Origin of the sequence: Kroppenstedtia guangzhouensis (assembly GCF_014637345.1) — a bacterium.
Taxonomy (GTDB): domain Bacteria; phylum Bacillota; class Bacilli; order Thermoactinomycetales; family DSM-45169; genus Kroppenstedtia; species Kroppenstedtia guangzhouensis.
The window spans coordinates 291610-316127 of sequence record NZ_BMEX01000004.1 but is presented as its reverse complement, the minus strand read 5'-3'; the positions used below and the strand labels follow the sequence as shown (position 1 = coordinate 316127).

Genomic DNA, 24518 nt, shown 5'->3' with positions numbered 1-24518 from the left:
TATCTCACCACAGGATCAATCCTGTTTCAGTTCCCGCCGCTTCCGCCTGGCTTCATCATAATCTCCTTCATAGCGGGTCAGTTTGCCCTCTTCCAACCAATACACCGGGGCAAACAGCTTGTTGAGAAACCAGCGATCGTGGGAGACGGCCAGGATCGTTCCCGGGAAGCGCTCCAAAGCGTCCTCCAGCGCTTCCCGGGAATCGATATCCAGGTGGTTGGTCGGCTCATCCAGGATGAGAGCGTTCAGATCCTGATGCATCAGTTGGGCCAGGCGCAGCCGCATCCGCTCCCCACCGCTCAGGTCCCTAACCTTGCGGAAAACCCCGTGTCCGTAAAAGAGAAACCGGGCCAATAAGTGACGGGCCTTCCCCTCCTCCACCGACACCTCTTCCCGAAAGGCTTCCAGAACGGTTTGGTCCGGATCCCCCTCCCGTCCTTGTTGGGAAAGGTACCCCACCTTTACCGACGGTCCCACTACAACCTCGCCGAGATCTGCCGATTCTTCCCCCATCAGAATCCGGAGCAAGGTGGATTTGCCTGAGCCGTTGGTTCCGACGATGGCCACCCGCTCTCCGGAGCGGACCTGGAGGTGAACCCCGTCCAGGACCAATTGCTCACCATACTCCTTGAACACCTCTTCACACTGGAACACTTCCCGCCCGCTCCGTTGATTTTGCTCAAAGGAGAGATCGATCTTCCTCCGTTCCAACATCGGGCGGTCCAGTTTTTCCATCCGTTCCAGGGCTTTCTCCATACTGGAGGCCCGACGGTGGAGACCGGCGTTGGGCGGATGGGCCTGATTGGCCCACTCCCGCAGCCGCTTGATGGTTTCCTTCATTTTCTTGATCTTCTTCTGCTGTTCCTGGTACGCATGAAACTCCGCCAGCAATCGCTCTTCCTTCTCCTGCAGGAAGCAGGAATAGTTTCCCTGATAGAGGACGGCTTCCCCTCCCTCTAGGTCGATCATCCGGGTGACAACCCGGTCCAGAAAATACCGGTCATGGGAAACGATCAGCACTGCTCCCCGGTATTGGGACAAATATTCCTCCAACCATTCGATCGCTGTCAGGTCAAGATGGTTGGTCGGTTCATCCAACAAAAGCAGATCCGGCTCCATGAGCAGGATCCGGGCCAAGCCCACCTTGGTCTTTTCTCCGCCGCTCAATTGGCCGAAGGGCCGGGCCAGCATCGATTTTGACAGGTTCAACCCGTGGGCCACCCTCCGGATCTTGGTTTCCACCTCGTAACCGCCCCGCTTCTCATACGCCTCCCGACAGGATTGATAGCGTTGCAACACCCGTTCCAACTCCGATTCCCCCAAACCGGGATCGGCCATCTGCTCCGTCAATCGCTCCATCTTCTCCTCCAGTCGGAACAGCTCGCGGAAGGAAAGCCGCAACACATCGGAGACGGTCGCCGCCGGATCCGCATCGGGGATCTGCTCCAAATAACCCACCCGGGCTCCTTTTCTGATGAAAATCTCTCCCTCATCCACCCTCTCCACACCGGCCAACAGCCGCAGCAGGGTGGTCTTGCCACAGCCGTTGGGCCCAGTCAATCCCACCCGGTCACCGGAGGATATTTCAAAACGGACACGTTTTAACACCTGGTTACCGCCCATCACTTTACCCACTTGGTTTGCCGCACAGATCATAATTTTTCCTCCTTTTTTGAACACAAAAAACCGCAGGCAAGGTCTCCCCACCTGCGGTTGATCATTCCTCCGCAAAATCCGAATGAAGGGAATCCTTACGTGCACATCCTTCGATTCAAATGGCTGAAAAAGGGCATACCAATCCCGTGTGCAGCAAACCGATGGGTAATATTGGCTTTTTGCCAGAACCAAGCCATTTGACCGAATTGCACGTTCCCTTCACCTCCTGTGAACAGATGATTTTATTTTACCCGATTCACCAATGGATCCGCAAGGGATCGATTGAACCAAATCCAAGGGAGTGACAAGATCCGGAACTGCCCCCAGACACAACAAAAACCTGAGGCTGGTGATTACCCCTCCCAAGTGCTGAAATTGATATAATAGTCTTGTACTACCTCATTTATCGACTTCTTAAAATGTTTGGGAGAGGATCACATGTTGACATTACTAGATCTTCACAACAAGGAGTTTCGTATGACTTTTCGCGGATATGATCGGGAAGAGGTGGACGCTTACATGATTCAAGTGATCGAAACTTACGAAACGATGACTCAGAGAGCGGATTGGTTATTGGAACAAGGAGTGCCGGTGACCGCAGAGGGCAAGCAGTTACTCTCCCCTATGGAAATTCACAATCAGGAATTCAAGATCAAGTTCAGAGGTTATGATATGGATGAGGTGAATGTTTTCCTCGACCGTGTGATTCAGAGCATGGAACCATTGATAAAAGAGAAGGCGTGATAACTACATACCCGCCACAAGTAAGGAGCTGTTCCGTTGCAGATCTTGGCCGGGGTTTCCTGATCAGGTTTCACACAATCGGCAATCAGGAACATTGTGAAAAAGCCCTTCACAGGGAGGGTTGGAACTCACATGGAGTGATTTTGATTCGTAAGAACTTGGACCCAGAATGTGAAACCCCATCCCAACGGTTCAAGAACGCACCAAATCACGAAATTTCTAGATGGGTATGTTTTTACGGCCTTGAAGAGAGCTCTTATGTCGGTTACAGTTCCTTCTTCTCCTTTTTTGGGACTCTCCTTCATCATCGCTGTGCCTCGCAGATCAAAAGAAACCCTTCCACGTTCCACGCAGAAGGGCTTCTTTCTCAAAGTTGAACCGAGAGTTCCCTCTCCAGCGAGATCTCCCGGAAGGAGATGGAACAGGCGTATGCTTTGATCAACACTCCGTGATCCCGGGCTTTGCGTAGCTTTTCTGCCAGGGAGGGATCGATGCGGCGATGAGGGGTGAACCGATGCACAAAATCCATAAAGGCGATAAAGACGACAGCAGTCCGATACCCCTCTTCCAAAGCCGCGATCAATTCCTCCACATGTTTCTGCCCCCGCAGAGTCGGGGCATCGGGAAACATGGCGATTCCATCCTCTTCATAGGTGACGCATTTCACTTCCACCAGAGTGGGAGGATCCTCCCCGATCGAAAAGTCCATCCGGCTGTTTCCGAAGGAGACCTCCCGCTGCAAGGGTCCACGAACCCAATCCACCTTTCCCTCATAAAAGGCGTCCTCGAACACCCGATTGGCCAAGGCGGAATGGATGCAGATCCAATGGTTGTTTTTGTTGACAAATTTCAGACTGTAAGGGTGTTTGCGACGGGGGTTATCCGACTTCTCCAACATCACTGGGGTGCCGGGGAAAAGCATCTCATCCATCCGTCCCGTATTGGGAACGTGAACAGTTTCCCGGCATCCCTCGATTTCAACCACTGCCTGAAAACGGTTGGGGCGATCCACAAAGACCGCCGGAACAGGAGCCCCCTGCAAAGGAACGGACAATCGGCTCACCTCTGTTACAATCTCGGGAGTCAGTACCAGGCAGTCGTCCCGGATGGCCACGCCACCTTCTGACATGACATATCGATTATCCGCGATTCTTCCCTTTTCCGCAAATCAACCAATCGCACCCTACACCCTCCGGCATTCAGGGCTTCAGTACCACCTTGATACAACCGTCCTCTTCCTTGTCGAAAATCTAAAACACCTCCGTTTCCATTTAACGGAGGTTATTATCTCCGAATTTGGTAAAGTCCATCACGATACCGCAACGCTCCACCTTCCCCGTCGTCTGAAAAGGTAACTCCACATGTTCTGTATCAGTCTGTGATCTTCTCCAACAACTCCCCGAGTAGATGCAATCCCTCCGACTCCGCCTCCCGTGCCGCCTTCAGCAGCTTCACCGCCACCCGGGCCTCTTCGGGACCGGTGGGATGGCCTCCGGATGGGAAAGGAAACAGCGTTTGCAGTTCCACCAAGGACTCAGCCACCCGGGCATAGCAGGTGGCGGCCCGGGCCAGGAGGAGTTGCTCTTGGGGTGCAGTCGGCCGCTCCGGACAGGTGGCACTCCACATCAGCAAAAACTGAGTTGCATATTGACGAGCATCAGCGTAGACTGCTGCGTTGTAGGCATTGCCGAAGGGATCGACACCCCCCTTCTGAAAGGCTTGGATCCAAGCTGAATAAGCGGCAATCCCCTGCACGTATCCAGGCATGGCGGGCTCTTTCCCTTCCCCATGCTCCAGTGCCATCTGCAGGGCTCCCCGGAGTGCGGTTTTCGGTTCCACCCTTTCCCGACCGTCAATGGTCACCAGGGCCAACTCCTTCAGCTTCCCCCTGCCCAACCGGTCATAGGGAAGACTCCGCCGGGCTTTGGGATCCACCGCGTCCAGCTCTTCCTTTTCATCATCATAGCCGTAGATCAGTCCAAACTCTGGGATGAACAGATCCCACCCGATCACCGGCACTCCCCGGTCCACACTTTGGTGAATACGGCGGAGCGCATCCGTCGTCTCCCAGGCGGAGGGCGGTTCATAGCTGGGGATCTCCGGCCCGCAGTATCCCATCCGAACCCCGATCCCGGACAGCCCCCGCTCCATCACCCGCTTCCAGAGATAGGCCGTCGGCCCCGCCACATCCACATCCCCGGGGTGAACCTGAATCCGGAAGGCTTGCCCGGTGTATCCCATCAGCTCGATCAGGCTGTATGTCTCTCCCTCCGTGTAGCGCAAGGCCTCCCCCAACGCACCCACAAAGGAATTCCAACTGCCTCCCGGTTGCGGGGGATGCAGCTTCTTTTTACTCATCTGTCCTTGCTCCTTCCTTGTTTGAAGATACGGCCGGATTTCCAGCCGGAAACCTTCGCGACGCACCTTTTCCTTGATCCGGTGAAGAGAGGTGTACACATGGCCCCGGCTCATGGATAACAGTTCCGCGATCTCGCCGGGAGAAAGCTGCCGGAAGAAAAAAGCCTCAAACATCGTCCGTTCCCGCCGATTAAGACAACGGAGCACCAATCGGACCGTCTCCAGCAACTCCCGTCTGAGGAAAAGGGCTTCCGGATCACTGCCCGGCTCTTCCCTTTCCCGGCGCAGACTGAGCCAGTTCAAAATATCTTCCAGGTTGGAGGGATCGGGACCGTGGGACTCCCCTTTCATCTTCATCCCGCCGAAGGGGCGTTCCCGGCCGTGGGGACCTCCCCGGCGCAATTTCATCCGCACTTCGTTGTGGACAATCCTCTTCAGCCAAGGGAGGAACCGGGATTCATCCAGCAAAGATCCCATTTGCAAAAACGCCCGCACCAGCGCATCCTGCACCACATCCTCCGCCAGATGGGGGTCTCCCGCCATGGATCGGGCCCAGCCGAAAGCCCGGGCCCGGTGAAGGCGGACCAACTCTCCAAAGGCCTCCCGGTCCCCTCCGCGGGCCCGTCGCACCCACTCTTGCTCGCTGATCTTGCCATCCCCGTTGTTCACGAACTCCTCACCTCGTCCGGTAGTCGCATGGTCTCTTTCTTCAGATGCCGGAAGGGATCAAAATCTTACAACCCGGTCGAAAAAAATTGGAGATCAAAACTGTATAAAGTGAGAATAGCACAAAAAAGGGTGCCCCCAAGAGGCACCCATCCATTCCTTCACTGCTCCTTGGACGCTGCAAACACAAAGTGAAACAGATTGCCGTCAGCATCTTCATAATTGCTTCGATAGGCGTGGAAACCGGCCTGTTTCAATCTCCGGTCCCAAGCTTGTGCATCTTGGGGATCGATGGTAAATTCCAGATGGGAGATCCCCTTAGCGGCACCTTCCAGACGTTGTGTTCCCTCTCGATGGTGCCCCTGTGCAAACAGAGCGATCTTCTGCTCCTCCAGATCCTTCACAATCAGCACCACCGCATGCAGACCCCGGATAAGGGGGTGCCGGTCCGTCATCATGAATTCCTCCTGATCCAACCCTTTTTAATACTTCGGTGAAGTGATTCGCAAATAATCCCCATCGGGATCCAACACCCGAAAATCAGCCATTCCCCAATTCCTTTCTTGAAGAGGAATTTCAGCAGGCCACCCCTTCTCCATCACTCTGAGATTGACATCAAATCCCACTCCCATTTCCCGTTCAATATTCTTCTTCAAACAGTTTCTCTCCCCGATGCAATCGCCAAGCGATCCGGGCGATTTGAGGGAGCTCCCGGGAGGTGGGCGCGTGGGCGGCCAGATAACGGACGGTGGCCAACAGCGTCGTCCGCTGCGCCTCCGCTGCCAAGGGGGAATTCTCCTGTGCCCAGCTGTCATGTTCGGAGAAAGCCGCCTCCACCATCTGAAAAGAATGAAATTCGGCATCCTCACGCAACAAGGCATGGCCCAGGACGTTGAAGAGCCGCCCCTTCTCCCCGCCCCGGTCCAGATAGGTGGCCACCCATTCAGCCGCTTCCGCCACCTGTTGCTGTTGGTTCAACAGAGTGAGCAGCTCCTCCGGATCCTGTGGCCGATCTTTCACTTCCGGATCACCCTTGGGCCCCTTGGCCCGGGGGATATTGAGGAATCGGTCCAGATAGACGCTCATCGCCCCGTGATAAACTGCCCTCAGCAACTCCACCGAGAAAGAGCGGTCGAGACTCCGGTGAACAGCGTGGGCGTGGGTGAAGGTATGGAGAACAGTAATCCAGTCATTGAAATCGTTTTGCACATGAAACTCTTCGATGCGCTTGGCAGCGGCCAGGGCAACCAACCGGGCCAGCCGGACCGGCGACATTCCCTTTTCCAGTGCATCCGTCATCTCCTGAACCGTCCGGGCGGGATCCTCCCCCAACATCAGCTCCAGGAGCGCCCCTTCATCCATCCCATTCTCTTCCTCTCCAAAGTTCATCTTCTGCAATCGATCGAAAGCTTCCAACAAGGGAGTCACCAAATCCACCGGGGATTGCCAGTTGTGTAGCTCTTCACTCCGTTGCGCACCGGACAGTTGGGGAAGCAAAGAGGTGAGCACCTGGGGCCGGTATTCCGGACCGATCCGCTCCAGGATCTCCAAGGCTTTGTTGTGAAAGTCCAACACGTGACCCGTATCCATGTAAAAATGGTCAGTCACCGCCGCCAGCATCATGTCGGCCAACCGCTTTTCGTCCGCCCTGGCCTGAATCGCGGTCAACAACACCCGCTCTGCCCCCTGGATATCCCGAACTTCCACCGACTGACGGTACCAGCGGGCCAACCGGTCCAGATCCACTTCCTCCGCGGGAAGAGGATCCAGCAAAAAGCGCGTTCCCATCCCGGCACTCTCCCGGGCCACATGAAGCAACCCTTGGTACAGAGCCAGGATCTGTCCCCGATGATCCAACCGGGGCAGGATATTTAGCATCGCCGTCAGGATGGTCAGCCCCGATCTCCAGCCTCCCGCCCGATGCCGGGTGCCGAACTCCACTCCGATCCGGGCGATCTCCTCTGGCGCTTCCCCCGCCTCCATCAACCCGACGATGGCCTTGGCGATCACCAGACCGATATTCTGCTCCAATCCTTCCCTGAGGCGCATCCGGTATTTCTCCACACTCCGGTTTTGCCGGGGGATCGGCTCCACCCAAACCTCTCCACCCCTGACCCGGGTCCGATAGGTGGGGACATCATCCGCCCAGGGATCCAAGGTTCCCCCGCTCTTCACATCAAACCGCGCATGGTGCCAATGACAGGTGAGAATCCCGTCGCACAGACTCCCGGTGTGGAGGGGAAATCCCATGTGGGGACAACGGTTATCCACGGCAAAAATCTCCCCCTCGTGGTAAAAGACCGCAATTCCCGCTTCCCCTCCTTTCACCACCCGGGGACGTTCCTGCACCTCAGCCACCGATCCCGCGCGTACCCAACCAGTCATCAAATCGACTCCCTTCTGCGGATTCTTTCCCATTCACTCAGATACATCTTCGGCTTTTCCATTTCCGGACCCGGCAACCGGGTGATCAGCTCCAGGCTGTTTCCATCGGGATCATCAAAGTAGAGCATACCATGGGCCTGATCCGGTATGACGATCGGTTCCCATGGTCTGAAACCGAAGGCTTCCCGGGGCCGGATCCCTCTCTCCTCCAACCACTCCTTCGCCCTTCTGAGCTCTTCGTATTCCACCCGAAAAGCCACATGGCGAAGGGAAGGATGGTAAGGGGTCTCCACTTCTTCCCCCTCCCACAGACCGAGCCAGCTCACCTCTTTCTCAATCCAGAAAAAAGCCACTTTCTCATATCGTTTGTAAAGTTCCAATCCAAGACCTTCATAGAAAGAAATCGAACGCTTAAGGTCCCTCACCGGCAGATGAGCTTCATACAAACCTCGAATCATGATGATCCCTCCTTTTGGGGCCTTCCATCCTTAGCATACGGCGGAGGAAGCCTTTTCACCTTGGCACCAGGGACGAACCTTCACAACGGAAATCCTCCCGGTCCTTTCCTCGGACTATGGTCTGAGGTGCATCAGCCCTCCAGCAGTTTCAAATATTGATCCGCTGACTGAAGTGCGATCTCCTTGCTCCCGCCGAAGATGGATTTTCCTGACCAGGCGCCGTGGATGTTTTCAAAATCCCAAGTTTCCAAAACCGAACGGATCCGCCGAATCTCCCGCGCCGACAGGGGAATCAGGTTGGGAAAGCTGTACATGAAGCTGACCCGGTCATTCCCCACCGTCACATGGATGGTATCTCCGGTCGGGAGCTCCCTTTTCCCCCCGCCCCTTTGGCCCAATGCAGAAAAGCGCTCCCCGGAAAGTGGCCTCCCAGTCGAACGATGGTCACCCCCGGCGCCAGTTCCAGTGTCTCGCCGGACCAGAACCGGATCCGCTCCTTCGGTCCTTGCACCCACTCCCGGTCCAGCTCATGGATGTAGACGGGGCAATCGAAGGTTCGGGCCCATCCATCCATATTGCTGTAGAATGGGGGTGAGAGATGGCGATCCCCTGCAGTCCCCCTTGCTCTCGGATCTTCTTCACGGTTTCCTCATCCAGGTGGGTGATGCAATCCCACAGGATATTGCCCGCTTCCGTCTCCAACAGCATCCCCCGTTCCGATGGCAAAGTCGGATTCCATCACCACCTCCTCCAGGCCCGGATCCACCTCCCTCCACCGGTTTCGATAACCCGCTTTCTCCATTTCCTCAGAAATGGTCCACTGCTGTCCCTCCGGGTGCACATACTGCCGGTCATCTTCACAGATCGGACAATTCTTCGGCACTTGCTCCGAAGGCGGATAGCAGGTCCCACAGGTGATGCAGATGTTGGATTTCATCGAATCATCCTCCTTTTTTCTCTCAAGCTGTTTACTGTGATTTCTTCTTTGTAAAGCATCCGACACTTTTTCTTCTCTTCAACTTCCATCCATGCTGATTCGCCCATTTCGTATGCTGTTGGTGTTGCATCCCTTTCCAGATCCAGTCCGGCCACATCATGATCATTCCTCCTTTATATCCCCTTGTTCATCCCGTAATCTCCAGATAACAAATCCACTTGGGTCAACAGCAGAACCATTGACAGAAGAACGATCCTTTGTCACTCCAAGATCGATGTGGAGGGAAATATCACCGTCTCTTTGTCATCCGCCGGCTTCAACCTTATTCTAAGGGCAGTGGAGGCCCTTTCTCTTCGGCAAGAAGGCTGAACTTCCCCTACAAAAAAAGCCCCGCCCGCAAGGGGAACGGGATTGGGACCAAAGTCTCGGGACCCGAAAGTGGGAGATCACCTATGCACAGACCATGGTTGATATTTTAGCTGAGGTAATATCATATCCTTCCAAAATCCCCCGTTCACCCACCACCTCTTCCCCATCTCCTGTACGCTCTTTCCCTCCCCTTGATATAATGGTTTCATACTGCGGACAACTGATCTAACTGATCTTTAGACGGAAGGAGCATGTTTTTGAAACCCCTGGAGTTGTTGGAACGGTACTACGGCTACTCCTCTTTCCGCCCGGGACAGGAGTGGATCATCCAGAGCATTCTGGACGGGCACAACACCTTTGCCATCATGCCCACCGGTGGGGGAAAATCGATCTGTTACCAGATTCCCGCGCTGATGATGGAAGGGTTGACCCTGGTGGTCTCCCCCTTGATCTCTTTGATGAAAGACCAGGTGGATCATTTGAACCAGCTGGGCATTCCCGCCGCCTGCATCAACAGCACCCTCTCCTTTGAGGAGATGCAAGAGCATCTGCGAGATGCCTCCCGGGGAGTCTACAAGCTTCTCTATGTTGCGCCGGAACGACTGGAGTCTCCCCGTTTTCAAACCCTGCTGCGGGAAGTTCCCCTCTCTCTGGTCACTGTGGATGAGGCCCACTGCATCTCCCAGTGGGGACATGATTTCCGACCCAGTTACCGCTTTATCGCACACTGGCTCGAAGAGCTGCCCCACCGGCCGGTGATCGCCGCCTTCACAGCGACTGCCACCCGGGAAGTTCGGGAAGATATTGCTCGGCTGTTCTCCATTCCTCCCAACCGCGTCTTTGCCGCCGGATTGGAGAGAAAAAACCTCTCCTTCTCCGTCCTTCACGGGGAAAATGTGCGGGATTTTGCTGTAAAACACCTGAAGGAGCATCCAGGAGAGCCCGGAATCTTCTACTGCTCCACACGCAAGGATGTGGAAAAACTCCACCGCTTTTTGACGCAACGGGGATTTGCAGTGGGCCGCTACCATGCCGGTCTGTCGGAGGAAGAGCGGCGACAAGCCCAGGAAGACTTCGCTTATGACCGGGTGCAAGCCATTGTCGCCACCAATGCCTTCGGAATGGGGATCGACAAATCCAACGTCCGCTTCGTCATCCATTGTCAGGTTCCCCGCAACCTGGAATCCTACTATCAGGAGGCGGGGCGGGCCGGCCGGGACGGGGAAGAGAGTGATTGCATACTGCTGTTCAATCCCGCGGACATCCGCACTCAGCAATACCTGATCGAACAGTCGGAGCTGGCGCCGGAGTTGAAAAGCAGGGAACATCAAAAACTGCAGGAAATATACCGATACGCCCATACTCAAAAATGTCTGCAACAAACATTCGTTCGCTACTTCGGGGAGGAAGCGAGAGATCCCTGTGGCACCTGCAGCAACTGTACCGCTGAAGAGGAGCGGACCGATGTGACGGTGGAAGCGCAAAAGATTTTCTCCTGTGTCCGCCGCATGCGGGAACGTTTCGGAATCACTCTGACCGCCCAAGTGCTGAAGGGATCCAAAGCCAAGCGGGTGTTGGAATTGGGTTTCGATTCCCTTCCCACCTATGGTCTCCTCCGCTCCCACTCCGAAAAGGAGATCACCCATCGGATCCGGGTCTTGGCGGCGGAAGGGTATCTTCGCCTCAGCGAGGACGAGTACCCCACCTTATCCCTCACTCCCGCCGCTGTCGAAGTGCTGAAGGGAGAGCGACAAGTGTTGCTCCGGTTGAAAAAGCCGAAGGAGCGGACCACTCCCCGCCGGAAGGACCTCTTTGAGGAGTTGCGTGCACTGAGGAAATCCCTCTCCGAAGCGGAACAGGTGCCTCCCTATATGATCTTCCCCGACAGCACTCTGACCGAACTGGCCCGGGTACTTCCCATGGACCCGGACAGCATGCGAGCGGTCAAAGGGGTGGGAGAAAAGAAATTGGAAAAGTACGGGGCCCAATTCCTCGCCACTATCCGGGAGTATGTAGAAAAACATGGAATTACTCCCGCTTCCGGTGAAAGGGAGGTCGCCCCCACCCTCCAAACGGAGAAACCATCCGGTCCCCAACCTAGTCACCTGACTACTTGGAGCTTATGGCAGGAAGGGAAGACTCTGGATGAAATCAGCAGGGAACGGGGACTCTCTCCCACCACCTTGGAAGGACATCTGATCCGTGCCGCCGGGGAAGGCCACCCGGTGGACTGGGACCGGCTCATCCCCGAAGGAGAGGAACCTCTGATCCGACAGGCCATTGAAAAAGTGGGCGGAACCCTGCTCAAACCGATCAAGGAATCATTGCCCGAAGAAATCACCTATACCGCAATCAAAGCCGTATTGGCCAAAATGGCGGATTCATCCTGAGGATCCCGTACCGCAAGAACCCAGTCCATGACCCAGCCACACATCCAAAAACAAAAGGGTGATTCACCATGTTCAACGAAGAAACAGTACAAGCGATCCGGGAGCAGTCACACAAAATGGAACAAACCGGAGAACCGACTCCCCAAGTCCTGGATTTTATCTATGAACACGACCTGTTCAAATTGTTCGTTCCCGGGGAACTGGGTGGAAAGATGACTCCCCTGCCCGATGCCTTGAGAATCTTTGAGGAGACCGCCTGGATCGATGGCAGTCTGGGTTGGCTGGTCAGTATCGGCTCCGGCGGAGGATTCTTCACCTCAGCCATTTCACCTGAGGTATCCCACACTCTGTTTTCGAACAGAGAGGCGGTGATCGCCGGCAGCGGCTTTCCCTCAGGCAGGGCCAAGCAAGTGGAGGGCGGGTTTGTGGTGAGCGGACAGTGGAAATATTGCAGCGGCTCCACCCATGCTACAATTTTCACCGCCAACGCCGTTATCGAGAACGAAACATCGACAGCATCCCACATCCGCTCCTTCATCTTTTTGCCCGAGCAGGTACGGATCCATCAGGATTGGAATGCCTTCGGCCTAAAGGCGACAGCCAGCCATTCCATCTCCGTGGAAAAGGAGTTTGTGCCGGAGGCGATGACCTTTGATCTCATGCAAAATCCATTTCACTTCCACGATCCGATCTTTCACTACCCCTTCGTACCCTTTGCCCAGGCCTCTTTTGCCGCAACCGCCATCGGGATCGGCCGGCACTTCCTGGAGGAAGCAAACCACCTCCTGGAAAAAAACAGAGCCACCTGGGCTACCTCTTCCCCGGATCGGGTCTCTTTTGTGAACGATAAGATAGAGGAGATGGAACATCTCTTCAACCGAAGAGTGGACGACTTTTATAAAATCGTGGATGACTCCTGGGCGCAACATCTCCGTCAACAACCCCTCACTGAAGAGGGGCAACAACAGATCAGCCTCAAGTGCCAGGAGACCGCCCAGGCCGTCCTGCGATGTGCCGGATCCATCTTCCCCTTTCTCGGAATCCAGGCAGTGATGGAGGAGGCCCCCGTCAACCGCACCTGGCGGGATTTGCAAACCGCCTGCCAGCACACCCTGCTGATCCCGTTTCGGGAGATAGACATCACAAATAAGGACTAGGGTGTGTCTGATAAATCTCTGGGCCGAGTCGGTCGGGATTGGGTTTCACATGTCGTTTTCGTTGTTCTGACGATCCAAAATCACTCCATGTGAAACCCAACCCTCCCTCTGTTACTCTCACAACGTCTCACATTCCACGAAAAATTGAATTACCAGACACGCCCTAATCCTCCGTTCAAAGGGCCCTGTCTATGGCAGAGGCCCTTTTTCTGGATCCGACGCGGATCCGTTCATCCGGAACACAAAAAAGCCCACAGGCAGTGGCCGTGGACTTTCAGAATATCTTCTTTGCCCCCCGCTCCTCCTTGAGAATCTCCACCGCTTCCCGGAACCGTTGGGAGTGGACCACTTCCCGCTCCCGCAGGAATTGGAGGCCGTCCTTCAGATCGGGGTCATCTGTCATGTTGATCAGCCATTGGTAGGTGGAACGGGCTTTCTCCTCCGCCGCGATATCCTCGTACAGGTCCGCGATGGGATCCCCCTTGGCCTGAAAATAGGTGGCAGTGAAGGGGGCCCCCGCCGCATTGTGGAAGAACAAGGCCTTGTCGTGGTCCGCATAGTGGGCACCGAGGCCCGCCTCCTTCATTTCTTCCGCGGTGGCGTCCTTGGTCAATTTGTAGACCATGGTGGCGATCATCTCCAGGTGGGCCAGCTCTTCCGTACCGATATCATTGACGATTCCGATCACCTGATCAGGCAGGGTGTAGCGTTGGTTCAGATAGCGGAGGGCTGCCGCCAGTTCCCCGTCGGCTCCGCCGTATTGCTCGATCAGAAATTTGGCCATCCGGGGATCGCATTTACTGACCCGCACCGGATACTGCAGTTTTTTCTCATAAACCCACAAGATGAATACCTCCTAAAAGCATTGTGAAAAAGCCGTTTACAGGGAGGGTTGGGTTTCACATGGAGTGACTTTGGCTCGTAAGAACAACCGGAGCGGAATGTGAAACCCAATCCCGACCGTCCAAGAATGCACTAAATCACAACGCTTCTAAACCTGCCAGGGCCAGGGAGCCTCTTTCCAAGACCATGGACAGGTGGCGTAACTGTTTCCGAAACCGTACAAGGGTCCAAACATGGACTGGAACCGGTTTTTCAAAGCGGCGCTCCGCTGGACGAATTCGTTGTACTGCTGCACAGCCTGCTGGTCATCGGGATGGGTATTCAAATAGAGATTCAATTCCACCAGCACAAAGTCCACAGTTTGAATCTCCTTCATCAGCTTGTAATATGCTTTTTTCTGCTCATCCGTCCATCGGGGTCCCCCCATCGTCACAGACACCTCCTTTGGCATCTTTGTACGGGTTGGTGTATGGAGCGAACAACGCCGGCCACAACGTCCCCCGTCGCAGAGCCTCTCTGGAATTAAACTGAGGCAGACCCATAGGTTGAAATCCCATGTACAGCTGTGGAGGAGTTTCATATGTTTTCACCAGCAGCGGCGGGCAGGGGTCCCAGGGGCTGATATAAGGTCGGTAGGCCTTCCGGTAGGTGAACAAACTCTTCACCCTCCTTCCACTCTCTCTTCACTTTATATATTCGGCGAACCACAGCTTAGAACGAAAACCCTAGCTCAAATCAACCATCCCTCAGGAAAAGGCACCCCAAAGATCCAACGGAACACCGAGTAAAAAAAGACACCGATCAGAAGGGACACTGCGAAACCCTGGAAATTCCTTTCCCTTCGGGAAAGGAACCAAGTAACTGTACCTGTGAACAACATGATGGCAGTCAAAAAAACAGCCAAGGAATCAAAGCGACGTACCCTGCCATGTCCAGGCGGGAATCACCCCCGACGAGGGCAATTCCCACGGTGCTCAACAACAGTCCGAAAGCCCCGACAGTCAATCCCTTCAAGGAACGGGAGGACAGGGTGGCAATCACCGTGAGACCGAAGATAGCCACCCAAAAGAACTCCGGCGGACCAAAATTTAAAGCCAGATCCGCCAATAACAGAGACAAAAAGAGAAGGGAGATCCCCCCGCCACGCCGCCGACCCCCGAGCTGAAAGCTGCGGTAACCAAGGCTTGCTCCGCCTACCCTTTTTGAGTCAGGGAAAAACCATCGAAGATCATCTGTTCTTTGATTTTGTCGTTGCGAGCGATCTGGAGAAAATCTTCTTCCAAACGTTGGACCACGGGAGCCGGTGTACCCGCAGGCACTCCCACCCCGCGATCGATGACAGGGGTCCATCCCACTGAGCCGCCCCCACCCGGTTTATAAGTGGTGACAACGGGCTAGCCCAGCTCGTTTTCCAAGAGAGGATGTTGCCTTCTGGCTTCCACATCCGACTGACCCCCGGCCTCAAAAGTAATCATATAGGTGATCTGCCTTTGGGATTTCTCCGAAATTCGCATCTGAAATAAGATATGTGGTCCCCTCTCATATCTTCATGCTAATTTCACCAAAAAACATCTTCACCTGAATCAAACCCCGGCAAAAGCTCATCCGTTGTTCAGATGAAAATAGCCAAAATAAGAAAAACCCCGGAATCGGAGCACAACGGGGATCGACGATATGTTATAGGAATGCTTGCCCTTGAACTGAACCTCCATGGTGATCCCGGTGACCACTCCGAGTAAAGTTGATGGCAAATAATTTTCCCTAAAGATCGGCCATCTTTCGGTATTACGGGTCCTTAGTCTTGGACCTGATTTCCATGATTGCCAAGATCAAAGGAACAAAACAAGAAATGATAGATGGTGACCGAAACTGAAATCGACTCAGAAACAGGGATTCCACGCGAGAAGGACATTTATGAAACAATTCACATTCAGTCCCGGGAATATGAACTTTGTTTGTCCTTGTTGCAACAGAACAACGAACACAGTGGATTCATTTATGAAAAATGATACAAACCGTTTGGTAATCGGCCGTCCATACAGGGGCGCAAACAGGTACACTGGAGAAAAAGGTGTACAGAAAGGTGGATGGAAAATGAACATGGTCACCAAAAAGAGCTTTCCATCATATTTCACACCGAAACAATTTCAATGGATCCGGGAACGGATGACCCGGGGAAAGATCCCGGAAGGAGAGTGTATCAACGAAGATCATTCATGGGGTGGACATCTCTTTTATATTGAAGAGGGCTGTGTAAAAGAGGTGAAGTTCACAGAAGACGGCGATCCTTTTATTTTGTCCCTCAAACAGGCCGGCGAGCTGGCAGGAGCTGTCGGGGGATTCAGTCCATACGGTCATTCCGTACACTTGATCGCTCATGAAAACACCACCGTGGGAATTCTTTCCCAAACGGGCCTGGAGGAGCTCTTCTATGAACACCCCGACCTCTCCATTCGATTCATGGAGTGGATGGCATTGGAACAAAGAATCTATCAATCCAAACTGCGGGATTTGATGATGCATGGAAAAACGGGGGCTCTTTGCTCCACTTTGCTACGTCTCATCCATTCCTGTGGCGAAAAAACCGATGAAGGAATCCGGATCCGAACCCGATTGACCCACCAGGATCTGGCCCGGTTCATCTGCGCATCACGGGAACGGGTCAATCGCCTGTTGAATGAATTGAAAGCACAGAAGGTCCTCCATATTCAACGCGGACATCTGGTGATCATCGATCCCGATCGCTTGCGTGAGATCGCCCATTGCGAAAACTGCCCCCGAGAGGTATGTGTCATCTGATCCCTTTTCCCGTTTGTCTATGATCACTTTCTTCAGGTAGTGGATTACACAGCGGTCAGGCAAAAAGAGAAGGCCCTCTTCCGGAGCCTTCCCATTCATCCTCTTTTATTTTTCGGTCACCTTTTTCCACAGAAAAAGATACAGGAACACCGCCGGTGCCAGAATGGTGCTGGAGGCGATCAGCCCCCACAGTGCCGAAGTTTTCCAGACGATGGCACCGACGAGAGGGCCGCCGAAGATTTCCCCGAGGGCATGTACCTGTCCCTGTGTGGAGAGGATTGTGGCCCGAAGACGGGATTCCCGGATCTGTTCATTGATCCAGGCGTTGTAGATCGGCTGGTTGGTACCCCGAAGGATATAGGTGAGCCAGTAAGCGGCCAGGGCCATCCAAAAGGCTCCTGCCACAGCGAAGGCGAAGATGGCGGCCACCAACAGAACGTTGATTCCCAATAACAGCCCCACCTTCTCCAGCCGCCCGGTCGACTCCAACCGCCGCCGGATCCATTCCACCACCAGAATATTGATCACCATCGCACAGGCGTCAATCACTCCGATCCAGACCACTTCCGGAGCCTCCACCCATTGGGGGAACTGGAAGTTCTCCAGAAAGTGGAGAGTGTACAGACGGTCAAATCCTTCACTGTACAGTCCGTGGAAAAGCCCGATGCCCAGAACCGTAAACAAGACAGGGCTTCTGCGAACCACCTTCAGACCTGCAAAAAAGGTGATCCACATCCCTTTCCAGGTGTTCCCGCTCCGATCAAAAGACGGGGTGAAATGGGTTTCAGGAAAGAAAAGAGCGACAATCAAAGCAAAACTGATGTAGAGTCCACCTGACACCATGAGCGGCAACGGGAGAGAGAACACCGCCAGAAAAGTGCCTGCCAGCATCCCGACCAAGGTGAACAGCTGAGCCACTTGGGCTCCCCGCAGATACACCCCTTCCAGACGATTCGTCTGCAATTCATCAGCGATCCATGCCTGGTCCGCACCGCTGAGAAAGGTGTAACCGATCCCCCACAACACTTGGGCACCGATTACTGCGAAAAACACGGGAACACTCCCCTCCAGCAGAAAGCCCGTTCCGATCAGCACCAGACCTATCACCAGGGAACGCTTGCGGCTGTGGAGATCCGCCACTACTCCCGTGGGAATCTCAAACAGGAAGCAACTGATCTCCAGAGCAAATCCCACCCATAAAAGTTCAACGGCATCCAATCCCACCTCCCGGATCCGATACACGGAGGCGACTGTGGAATAGAGCGCAAACAAAGCGGCGGTAACTCCCATATAGAGAAGGTACATCCGATAAGCAATGGATGATTGCATATTCACATAACCCCTTATGTCCATATTGAAGGTGAACACAGGGGGCATCCCATTCCACGCAAAAAAGGACAGGAACGGGCCCGTGACCATTCCTGTCCTGAGATGTATCCAAAGAACAACCCTCTCCGGTTGAATTCCGGTTTCACAGGATGGGAATGCCACCAGTGTTCTCAAACCAGACCGAAATTTGGGCACCATCAAAAAACCTGTCATTGCAGGTTTTTTAAACGCATCCCCAGTGGAGTGCAACATGCCCTTTTTACAATTTCGTCAGTTCAAGATCACTGTTGGCATCGAAAATCCCCTCATTTCGGCATCTTCAACCATGCCTGACAATTGTATGATAGCATAGTCGTTCAGAGACGTCGACTACAACTTCACCCGGCCATGAATGGACCGGGTGACGGTGTTTATTCCTTTTTCGGTGACCACAGCCTCTCCATCAGTATGGCGGTGAAGGTACCGGTGAGGAGGCCGTTGCCGAGGGTGAACCGGAGAATCGAGGGGAGGGAAGCAAAAGCGGTGGAGGGGACAAACATGATTCCCACCCCGACCATGAGTGAAATTCCGAGGATGGTGTTGCGCCGGTCATCCAGGGGCTCCCGAGTGATGCTGCCCACCGCGATGGAGACGATCTGAACAAAGGTGGCCAGCAGCGCTGCATCTGCCACCGGCTCCGGTAAACCCGCCAGAAATCCCATCAAGGGCGGAAACAGGGAGGCACCCACCATCACCAGGCAGCCGATGAGGAAGGGACGTAACTGCTTTAAACCGGTCAACCGGACAAAACCGGCGGAACTGGACAGAGGAATCGTCCCCACGGCAGAGAAAAGGGCGGCCAATCCATTGGCCACACCGTTCCAGATCCCGCCCCGGTCCAGTGTTCCCCGCCTCTTCTCTCCCCGCCGTCCGGTGACCTGTTCCCCCGCCGCCACAGTGGCCACCAGATTGGACATCAGGACAAGAGCGATGAGGATACCGGTGATGACCATTCCACCCTCCAGTCGGGGAGCACCCCAGGCGAAAAGTTCCGGCAACCGGATCCATTCTCCGGAATGGGAAGACCCCGGAGCCAGCCCCGTCCAGGCAAAAGCGATCCACCCCACCAGGATTCCCAACAGGACGGAGTAATTTTTCAGACTGCCCTTTCCTTTTACCGAGATCAGAATGATCAGGATCAACACCCCGAAAGAGAGCAGAGCACTCACCGGGTCCAGACCTTCGGCATCCAGTCCGAGCATTCCCTTGAGAAACACCCCGCTCAATTGAAAGACAAGTAACAAAAGATAGATCCCGGTCACCAGGGGAGTGAACAGAACCATCATCCGTCGGATGAAGCGGGTGATTCCCATCAGGAGAAGCACCAATCCCGCAACCAACATACCTCCTTCCAGGGATTGAAGCATGGCCCCGGGTTCTGTCCCGGCGGTCTCCCCCAGAATCACAAAAATACCCAGCCAAACTCCCGCCGGTCCGTCGGCGATGGGAAGACGATGGCCCAACCATCCCTGGAGAAAAGAGGCAATACCGACCACAAAGAAGGTTCGCTGCATCAGCTCCCCCGTTTCCTGGGCGGATAAATGGAAGGTCTGACCGATGACGATGGGGATAGCCAGTGAACTGGAAAGAAGAAATACAAACCATTGCAACGAGCCCAAGGCCGTCTGTCCTTTCAACCTTTGCACAAAGAATCACCAGATTTCACATGGACTGATCAAGTAAACCAACCTTGCTTCATCGCGTGGATCGCGGCCTGGGTCCGATCCTGCAGATCCAATTTGTTTAAGATCCCGCTCACATGGGTTTTCACTGTTTTTTCGGCAATCATCAGTTCGGCGGCGATCTCCTTGTTGCTCATCCCCTCTGTAATCAATCGCAACACTTCCCGTTCCCGGGGAGTTAACACCTCCAGGCCGCCTTTCTTCCGGAAACCGGTAGATTCAGAGGTGAACTGATGAACCAGGTGACCCGCCGCCTGGGGGTGAAGTCGGGTCTCGCCTTGGTGGGCCGCCCGGATGGTCGCCACCAGCTCGTCCGCTTCAATCTCCTTCAGCTGATACCCTTCCGCCCCGGCTCGGATCGCGGGCAAAACATGGTCCTGATCGGAAAAGCTGGTCAGGACCACCACCTTTACCTCCGGATGAGCCTGTTTGATCCTTCGGGTGGCCTCCACGCCGTCCATCACCGGCATCATCAAATCCATCAACACCACGTCAGGACGAAACCGTTCCACCTTTTCCAAGGCTTCTGCCCCGTTGTTGGCCTCACCCACGATCTCCATCTCCTCCCGGGTGCCAAGGAAGAGAGAGAGTCCTTTCAACACCATCGGATGATCATCCACGAGCAGAATCCGGATCGGCATCCCTCCCCCTCCTTTCCTCGATGGGTATGACTGCCCGGCAGACTGTCCCCTGAGCGGGTCGGCTCTCCAGTGTGAAGGTACCTCCCAGGAGTTCCGCCCGCTCTTTCATGCTGCTCAAACCGAGGGAGCGCTTTTTACGGCGAACCGATTCACGGGAGAATCCGCAACCGTGATCGGTGATCTCCAGCCGGATCTCCCGCTTTCCCACCTTCAGGGAAAGATGGGCCCGGTCTGTACCGGCATGGCGACTGATATTGTTCAGAGCTTCTTGGCCGATACGCCAGAGGGCTTCTTCCACTCTTCGGGGTAATTCCCGAACCCCCTCCACCTCATCTTCCACGATCAGTCCTTGTTCCCTTCCGTACTTGCGAAGTGCAGTCACCACTCCTTCTTCCAATCCCGCCGGTCGTAACTGCCAGATCAAGGAACGCATCTCTTTTAATGCATCATGGGATAAATGGTGGATATCCTCCAGGGTTTCCCGAAGAAGCTCCCCCGAAGGGAGGTCTTTCGCCGCATGGGCACTCAGGGAGAGGGAAAACAGCTTTTGATTGACGGAATCGTGCAAATCCCGGGCCAGCCGGTTTCGCTCCTCCACCAGGGTGAGCCGCTTCCGTTCCTCTTCCAACATGGCCTTCTCCATAGCCAAAGAAAGATGCTCTCCCAATGCGGTCATAACCGGCAGATCTCCTCCCCCCAAGTCATTGGAACAGGAGATTCCCACAGATAACACGCCAATGCGTCTGTTCTGGGTGGAGATGGGCACTGCAGCCACTTTCTCACAATCAGACCACAAAATGCGGATCACCTCCAACCCCTTTTCTCCGGTCACCGCCCGTTGTCCGGAAAAAGCCTCCCCGATCGGCCCCAACTTGTCCACGGGGATGGAAACCCCCGGCTCGGAACAATTTCCCCGGGAATAAAGAAAAGCCAGTTTCAACCGTTCTCCTTCACAGGTCCACATCCCCACCCAAGGCCACCGGAACTGGCGACCCACTTCCCTAACCACCTGCCAAGAAAGTGTCTCCAGGTCCCCCACCGTCCAGAGGAAACGGCTCACCTCATCCAGCCGCGCATACTGCTCCGCCCGTTGTCTCTGCACCTGGATCAGCCGGGTCTTCTGGACAGCAGTTCCGATCTGGTAAGCGACAGCTTCCAACAAGGCCAGCTCATCCCCGGAAAAACTCTCTTTCCCCGGAGAAGCCACATTTAAAAGGCCAATCCGCTCTTCACCGGTGATCAGGGGCACCGTAGCATGATGGGTGATCCCTTGGGTGTCCCCCCAACCATGCTTCACCGCATCTTCCAGCCGCTTGCACTCGATGATATTGGCCGCTTCCTTCAGCCTTCCTTCCCAAAATCTGTTGAGACACCAGCAAGAACCCTGACACATCGGACGATAGTCGTCCACGGAGAGTCCGGGGGGCAACCGATGGACCGCCACCGGCTCAAATTCCATCCGGTCCCCCGCCAAGAAGATCCAACCGGTAGCCAGCCCTGTCACCTCAAGCAACTCCTCTAGCACCGATTGCAACATCGGCCGCACTTCCGTCGACTGATTAAGCGTCTCGGCGATCGTTCGCAAGGTTTCCCACTGCCGTTCCCGAATCCCTCCAGCCATCCCTTCACCCCCACAATCATCACTTCAATAAATATAACACGAAGGGAAGGAGGGCGGGAATGGCAGTCAGTCATCAAACCCTTTGCTGATACGGGCTTTAATAAAACAGTAGCCGGGAATCAGGCGAATCACTCGTGCCTTTGATCCGTCGAAAAACAAGCCCACAAAAAGAGTGACTGCGACGATGTCCACACCCTCGCAGTCACAAACAGTTACCGTCCCTGGTCGGCCATTATTTCAACTCCATCCAGACCTCCCCTTTGCCTGCCTCCACCTTCACTTTCCCCCGGGCGCCGTTGACGAGGGTCAGCTGGGGCGGTACGTGGCCGATGTCCACATCATAAACTACGGGGATATTTAAATCCCCAAATACTCCACCCAACGCATCCACCAGGCCAAAATCCTGCGCATCGCGATATTGTCCCGGCCGGCCGATCAACACTCCCGTCGCGTGGCGGAACCAACCCCCTTCTTTCATCTGCCACAGGCGACGGTAAATTTCAGCAGCAGATGATTCGGCGCTTTCCAAAAACCAGAGGATCCCCTCATCCTGGCTGGCGGCAAAGGGCTCCACAGGTGCGAAGGAAGTTCCCACCAGGGAAGAGAGCGTCTCTATGCATCCACCGAGCAAGCGTCCCGACAAATGAACAGCGGCATCATCATCCCCCAGAACACGCCACCGGGTGGGTGTATCCAGGTCAAAACCCATTTCCGGCTGTTGGCGCCGACGTTCCCAGGAAGACTGATACATCGGGGAACTGACTTGCTTAATCTGTTCGCCCTCCGTCATCGACAGCACATCGGCCCACCGACGGGTGAGGGGATCCCATTCACGGCTCCCCAGATCGATGTAATTGGTTCCATGGGCGGAGGCTGTTCCCGTCAGCAAGGTGTAGGAAAAGGTAAAAGTACTGATATCTGAATAGCCCAACACCCATTTTGGGGGAGCTGTTCGCAACGCCTCCCAATCCATCAGGGGCAGGATCTCCATCAGGAACTCCCCTCCCCAGGGAGGAATCACCGCCCGATTGACCGGATCCAACAGAAACTGGGTCAGTTCCTGTGCCCGCCGTTCCCGGGGTGCGCTGACCGCTTTTTTCTGGGTGCGTACTGTATCCCCTTCCATCACCCGGTAGCCAGCTTGTATAACTGACTTTTGGGCCAAGTCGAGGAGAAAGTGAAGTTCGGAAGGCACACCGCTGGATGGAGCTGTAACAGCGATCGTGTCTCCCTTTCTGAGAGGTTGGGGATAGCGAATCTTCGTCAATGGTGTCACTCCTTGCTCAAATGGTTCTTGTTTGATCTCCATATCCGATCGGTATCCTTTTAACCTATATCGACAGCCTTTTCTCCAACCAGTCGACCCGAGGGATGGAGACATTGAAATCCCTATGGATCAGTTGGGGGAATTCCCGAAGCAGTCCTTCTTTTCGGTCCTCCGTTTCCATTACAGAGGAGAGATGGCCCTTGGCCAGATGAGGTGGAATTTTCTGCTCCTGATAAATGCGTTGCAGGGAGCGCAGAATGCGATGAGGAAAGAGCAACTGAGCATAGATCAGAGCATACTCCGCTTCTTCCAAGGGAGCTCGTTCCTGATAAGCTTTCAGAATCGCCGTCGTCGGTTCGTATAAACCGGTCCGTCCGTATGCGTAGAGGATCAACCGGGCCAAATCCCGGCTGCGCACATCGAGGACCGCCCGGTTCCAATCGATCAGTCGGACTCTCCCCTCCGGACCCCATATCAGATTGCGACGATGAATGTTACAGTGACAGACCTCGCCTCCCTTGCGGGTGGCCACCACAGTCCGGTCACCACCCAGCTTTTCAAAATAGCGATCTGCCGTTTCCAACATCCCTTCCGCATATGCACACTGTCTCAACCACAATTGATCGACAGGAGAAGGCTCATCACTCAGATTGGCGGTCAACTTGAACATATGGACCTGACGGCTCAGATCCCGCCAGATCCTTCTCCAATGCCCGGTGTGAACCAACCCTGACGCCGCGGAACGGGAAGGGGAAAATCCTTGGGTGGCGACATGGAAACCAGCCAGGGAGCGGGCGGTCGCTTCCCACCTTCCACCCTCCCGCAGATCCCGGATCTCCCCCCGAATCCATGGCAGGAGAACATAACGATGATGATGTCCCGACACCGTCACCCCGCCCCTTTTGGATCGAATCGGCCCCGTCAACAATCCCTCACCGGACTGCGGAAGATAATCCGCCAATTCTCTGAGCAAATTCCAACGGAGGTCCTCCCTCACCGGAACCCGCTTCAGCACGAAGACCCCCTGATCGCTGTCCAGACGGAGGATGCCGCCCACAGGCCGGGCCTCCTTCAGCCGGATCCCGTAATGGTGTTGGATCAACTCCGGCAGTCGAGCCTCCCCCGTCCACTCCTTCAACTTCCCGGCCAGATCGGACATCGGCTTCTCCCCCTATCC

Annotated in this window: 25 protein-coding genes and 2 pseudogenes; 5 read left to right on the top strand and 22 right to left on the bottom strand. The window is 54.9% G+C overall.

Annotated elements, in window-relative coordinates:
* Positions 1–15 precede the first annotated feature (15 nt).
* Positions 16–1656: a ribosomal protection-like ABC-F family protein gene (gene abc-f, locus IEV46_RS08115; protein WP_188431781.1), complete on the bottom strand. Its 1641-nt coding sequence runs from the start codon at positions 1654–1656 to the stop codon at positions 16–18.
* A gap of 438 nt (positions 1657–2094) precedes the next feature.
* On the opposite strand from abc-f, the pseudogene IEV46_RS18340 reads away from it, so the two are divergent.
* Positions 2095–2217: pseudogene (locus IEV46_RS18340) on the top strand (DivIVA domain-containing protein); the annotation flags it as partial.
* Between the two features lie 63 nt (positions 2218–2280).
* Positions 2281–2394: pseudogene (locus tag IEV46_RS18055) on the top strand (DivIVA domain-containing protein); the annotation flags it as partial.
* 373 nt (positions 2395–2767) lie between these two features.
* Here the strand turns inward: IEV46_RS18055 and sfsA are convergent.
* From sfsA to IEV46_RS08060, 10 genes are all read right to left on the bottom strand, one after another.
* Complete coding sequence (sfsA, locus tag IEV46_RS08105) at positions 2768–3529, bottom strand: DNA/RNA nuclease SfsA (RefSeq protein ID WP_188431777.1); 762 nt, start codon at positions 3527–3529, stop codon at positions 2768–2770.
* A 242-nt stretch (positions 3530–3771) separates the two neighbouring features.
* Positions 3772–5427 carry an RNA polymerase sigma factor gene (locus IEV46_RS08100; protein ID WP_188431775.1) on the bottom strand — a complete coding sequence of 552 codons (1656 nt, stop codon included), beginning with the start codon at positions 5425–5427 and terminating at the stop codon, positions 3772–3774.
* Between the two features lie 158 nt (positions 5428–5585).
* Positions 5586–5879 (bottom strand): glyoxalase/bleomycin resistance/dioxygenase family protein, encoded by a 294-nt coding sequence (locus tag IEV46_RS08095; RefSeq protein WP_188431773.1) that lies wholly within the window; start codon positions 5877–5879, stop codon positions 5586–5588.
* Between the two features lie 27 nt (positions 5880–5906).
* Positions 5907–6080, bottom strand: coding sequence for a VOC family protein (locus IEV46_RS08090; RefSeq protein ID WP_188431771.1), 174 nt, complete (start codon positions 6078–6080; stop codon positions 5907–5909).
* Positions 6064–7809: a Rieske (2Fe-2S) protein gene (locus IEV46_RS08085; RefSeq protein WP_188431769.1), complete on the bottom strand. Its 1746-nt coding sequence runs from the start codon at positions 7807–7809 to the stop codon at positions 6064–6066. Before IEV46_RS08085 ends, IEV46_RS08090 begins: the two co-directional genes overlap by 17 nt.
* Positions 7809–8267: a VOC family protein gene (locus IEV46_RS08080; protein ID WP_188431767.1), complete on the bottom strand. Its 459-nt coding sequence runs from the start codon at positions 8265–8267 to the stop codon at positions 7809–7811. The genes IEV46_RS08085 and IEV46_RS08080 overlap by 1 nt, the downstream gene beginning before the upstream one ends.
* 131 nt (positions 8268–8398) lie before the next feature.
* Positions 8399–8611, bottom strand: coding sequence for a hypothetical protein (locus IEV46_RS08075; protein ID WP_188431765.1), 213 nt, complete (start codon positions 8609–8611; stop codon positions 8399–8401).
* Positions 8608–8778: an MBL fold metallo-hydrolase gene (locus IEV46_RS08070; RefSeq protein ID WP_188431763.1), complete on the bottom strand. Its 171-nt coding sequence runs from the start codon at positions 8776–8778 to the stop codon at positions 8608–8610. Before IEV46_RS08070 ends, IEV46_RS08075 begins: the two co-directional genes overlap by 4 nt.
* A 138-nt stretch (positions 8779–8916) precedes the next feature.
* A complete protein-coding gene (locus IEV46_RS08065) occupies positions 8917–9204 on the bottom strand; it encodes a hypothetical protein (protein WP_188431760.1) in 288 nt (95 codons plus the stop codon).
* Positions 9201–9359 (bottom strand): hypothetical protein, encoded by a 159-nt coding sequence (locus IEV46_RS08060; protein WP_188431758.1) that lies wholly within the window; start codon positions 9357–9359, stop codon positions 9201–9203. The genes IEV46_RS08065 and IEV46_RS08060 overlap by 4 nt, the downstream gene beginning before the upstream one ends.
* A 465-nt stretch (positions 9360–9824) precedes the next feature.
* On the opposite strand from IEV46_RS08060, the gene recQ reads away from it, so the two are divergent.
* Positions 9825–11963, top strand: coding sequence for a DNA helicase RecQ (gene recQ, locus IEV46_RS08055; RefSeq protein ID WP_188431756.1), 2139 nt, complete (start codon positions 9825–9827; stop codon positions 11961–11963).
* 68 nt (positions 11964–12031) lie between these two features.
* A complete protein-coding gene (locus tag IEV46_RS08050) occupies positions 12032–13120 on the top strand; it encodes an acyl-CoA dehydrogenase family protein (RefSeq protein WP_188431754.1) in 1089 nt (362 codons plus the stop codon).
* Positions 13121–13394: 274 nt separating this feature from the next.
* Here the strand turns inward: IEV46_RS08050 and IEV46_RS08045 are convergent, their stop codons facing one another.
* The 5 genes from IEV46_RS08045 to IEV46_RS18045 all read right to left on the bottom strand — a co-directional run bounded on the left by IEV46_RS08045 (position 13395) and on the right by IEV46_RS18045 (position 15318).
* On the bottom strand, positions 13395–13964 hold the full coding sequence (locus tag IEV46_RS08045; RefSeq protein ID WP_009711645.1) for a manganese catalase family protein: 570 nt from the start codon (positions 13962–13964) through the stop codon (positions 13395–13397).
* A 147-nt stretch (positions 13965–14111) separates the two neighbouring features.
* The gene (locus tag IEV46_RS08040) at positions 14112–14390 is read right to left on the bottom strand and encodes a spore coat protein CotJB (RefSeq protein WP_188431752.1); all 279 of its coding nucleotides are present in this window, start codon (positions 14388–14390) and stop codon (positions 14112–14114) included.
* Positions 14365–14619 (bottom strand): spore coat associated protein CotJA, encoded by a 255-nt coding sequence (locus IEV46_RS08035; RefSeq protein WP_188431750.1) that lies wholly within the window; start codon positions 14617–14619, stop codon positions 14365–14367. Before IEV46_RS08035 ends, IEV46_RS08040 begins: the two co-directional genes overlap by 26 nt.
* A gap of 232 nt (positions 14620–14851) precedes the next feature.
* On the bottom strand, positions 14852–15070 hold the full coding sequence (locus IEV46_RS18050) for a tripartite tricarboxylate transporter permease (RefSeq protein ID WP_229735996.1): 219 nt from the start codon (positions 15068–15070) through the stop codon (positions 14852–14854).
* 86 nt (positions 15071–15156) lie between these two features.
* A complete protein-coding gene (locus IEV46_RS18045) occupies positions 15157–15318 on the bottom strand; it encodes a hypothetical protein (protein WP_229735978.1) in 162 nt (53 codons plus the stop codon).
* Between the two features lie 739 nt (positions 15319–16057).
* On the opposite strand from IEV46_RS18045, the gene IEV46_RS08025 reads away from it, so the two are divergent.
* The gene (locus IEV46_RS08025; protein ID WP_188431748.1) at positions 16058–16762 is read left to right on the top strand and encodes a Crp/Fnr family transcriptional regulator; all 705 of its coding nucleotides are present in this window, start codon (positions 16058–16060) and stop codon (positions 16760–16762) included.
* A gap of 105 nt (positions 16763–16867) precedes the next feature.
* On the opposite strand, the gene IEV46_RS08020 is transcribed toward IEV46_RS08025, so the two are convergent.
* From IEV46_RS08020 to IEV46_RS07995, 6 genes are all read right to left on the bottom strand, one after another.
* A complete protein-coding gene (locus tag IEV46_RS08020; RefSeq protein WP_188431746.1) occupies positions 16868–18091 on the bottom strand; it encodes an MFS transporter in 1224 nt (407 codons plus the stop codon).
* A 410-nt stretch (positions 18092–18501) separates the two neighbouring features.
* Positions 18502–19776 carry a purine/pyrimidine permease gene (locus IEV46_RS08015; RefSeq protein WP_188431744.1) on the bottom strand — a complete coding sequence of 425 codons (1275 nt, stop codon included), beginning with the start codon at positions 19774–19776 and terminating at the stop codon, positions 18502–18504.
* Between the two features lie 29 nt (positions 19777–19805).
* Positions 19806–20453: a response regulator gene (locus tag IEV46_RS08010; RefSeq protein ID WP_188431742.1), complete on the bottom strand. Its 648-nt coding sequence runs from the start codon at positions 20451–20453 to the stop codon at positions 19806–19808.
* The gene (locus IEV46_RS08005; RefSeq protein ID WP_188431740.1) at positions 20425–22074 is read right to left on the bottom strand and encodes a GAF domain-containing sensor histidine kinase; all 1650 of its coding nucleotides are present in this window, start codon (positions 22072–22074) and stop codon (positions 20425–20427) included. Before IEV46_RS08005 ends, IEV46_RS08010 begins: the two co-directional genes overlap by 29 nt.
* A gap of 232 nt (positions 22075–22306) precedes the next feature.
* Positions 22307–23350, bottom strand: coding sequence for a S66 family peptidase (locus IEV46_RS08000; RefSeq protein WP_308420294.1), 1044 nt, complete (start codon positions 23348–23350; stop codon positions 22307–22309).
* Between the two features lie 55 nt (positions 23351–23405).
* Positions 23406–24500, bottom strand: a complete 1095-nt coding sequence (locus IEV46_RS07995) for a YutH/CotS family kinase-like spore coat protein (RefSeq protein ID WP_188431736.1) — start codon at positions 24498–24500, stop codon at positions 23406–23408.
* Between the last annotated feature and the right edge of the window lie 18 nt (positions 24501–24518).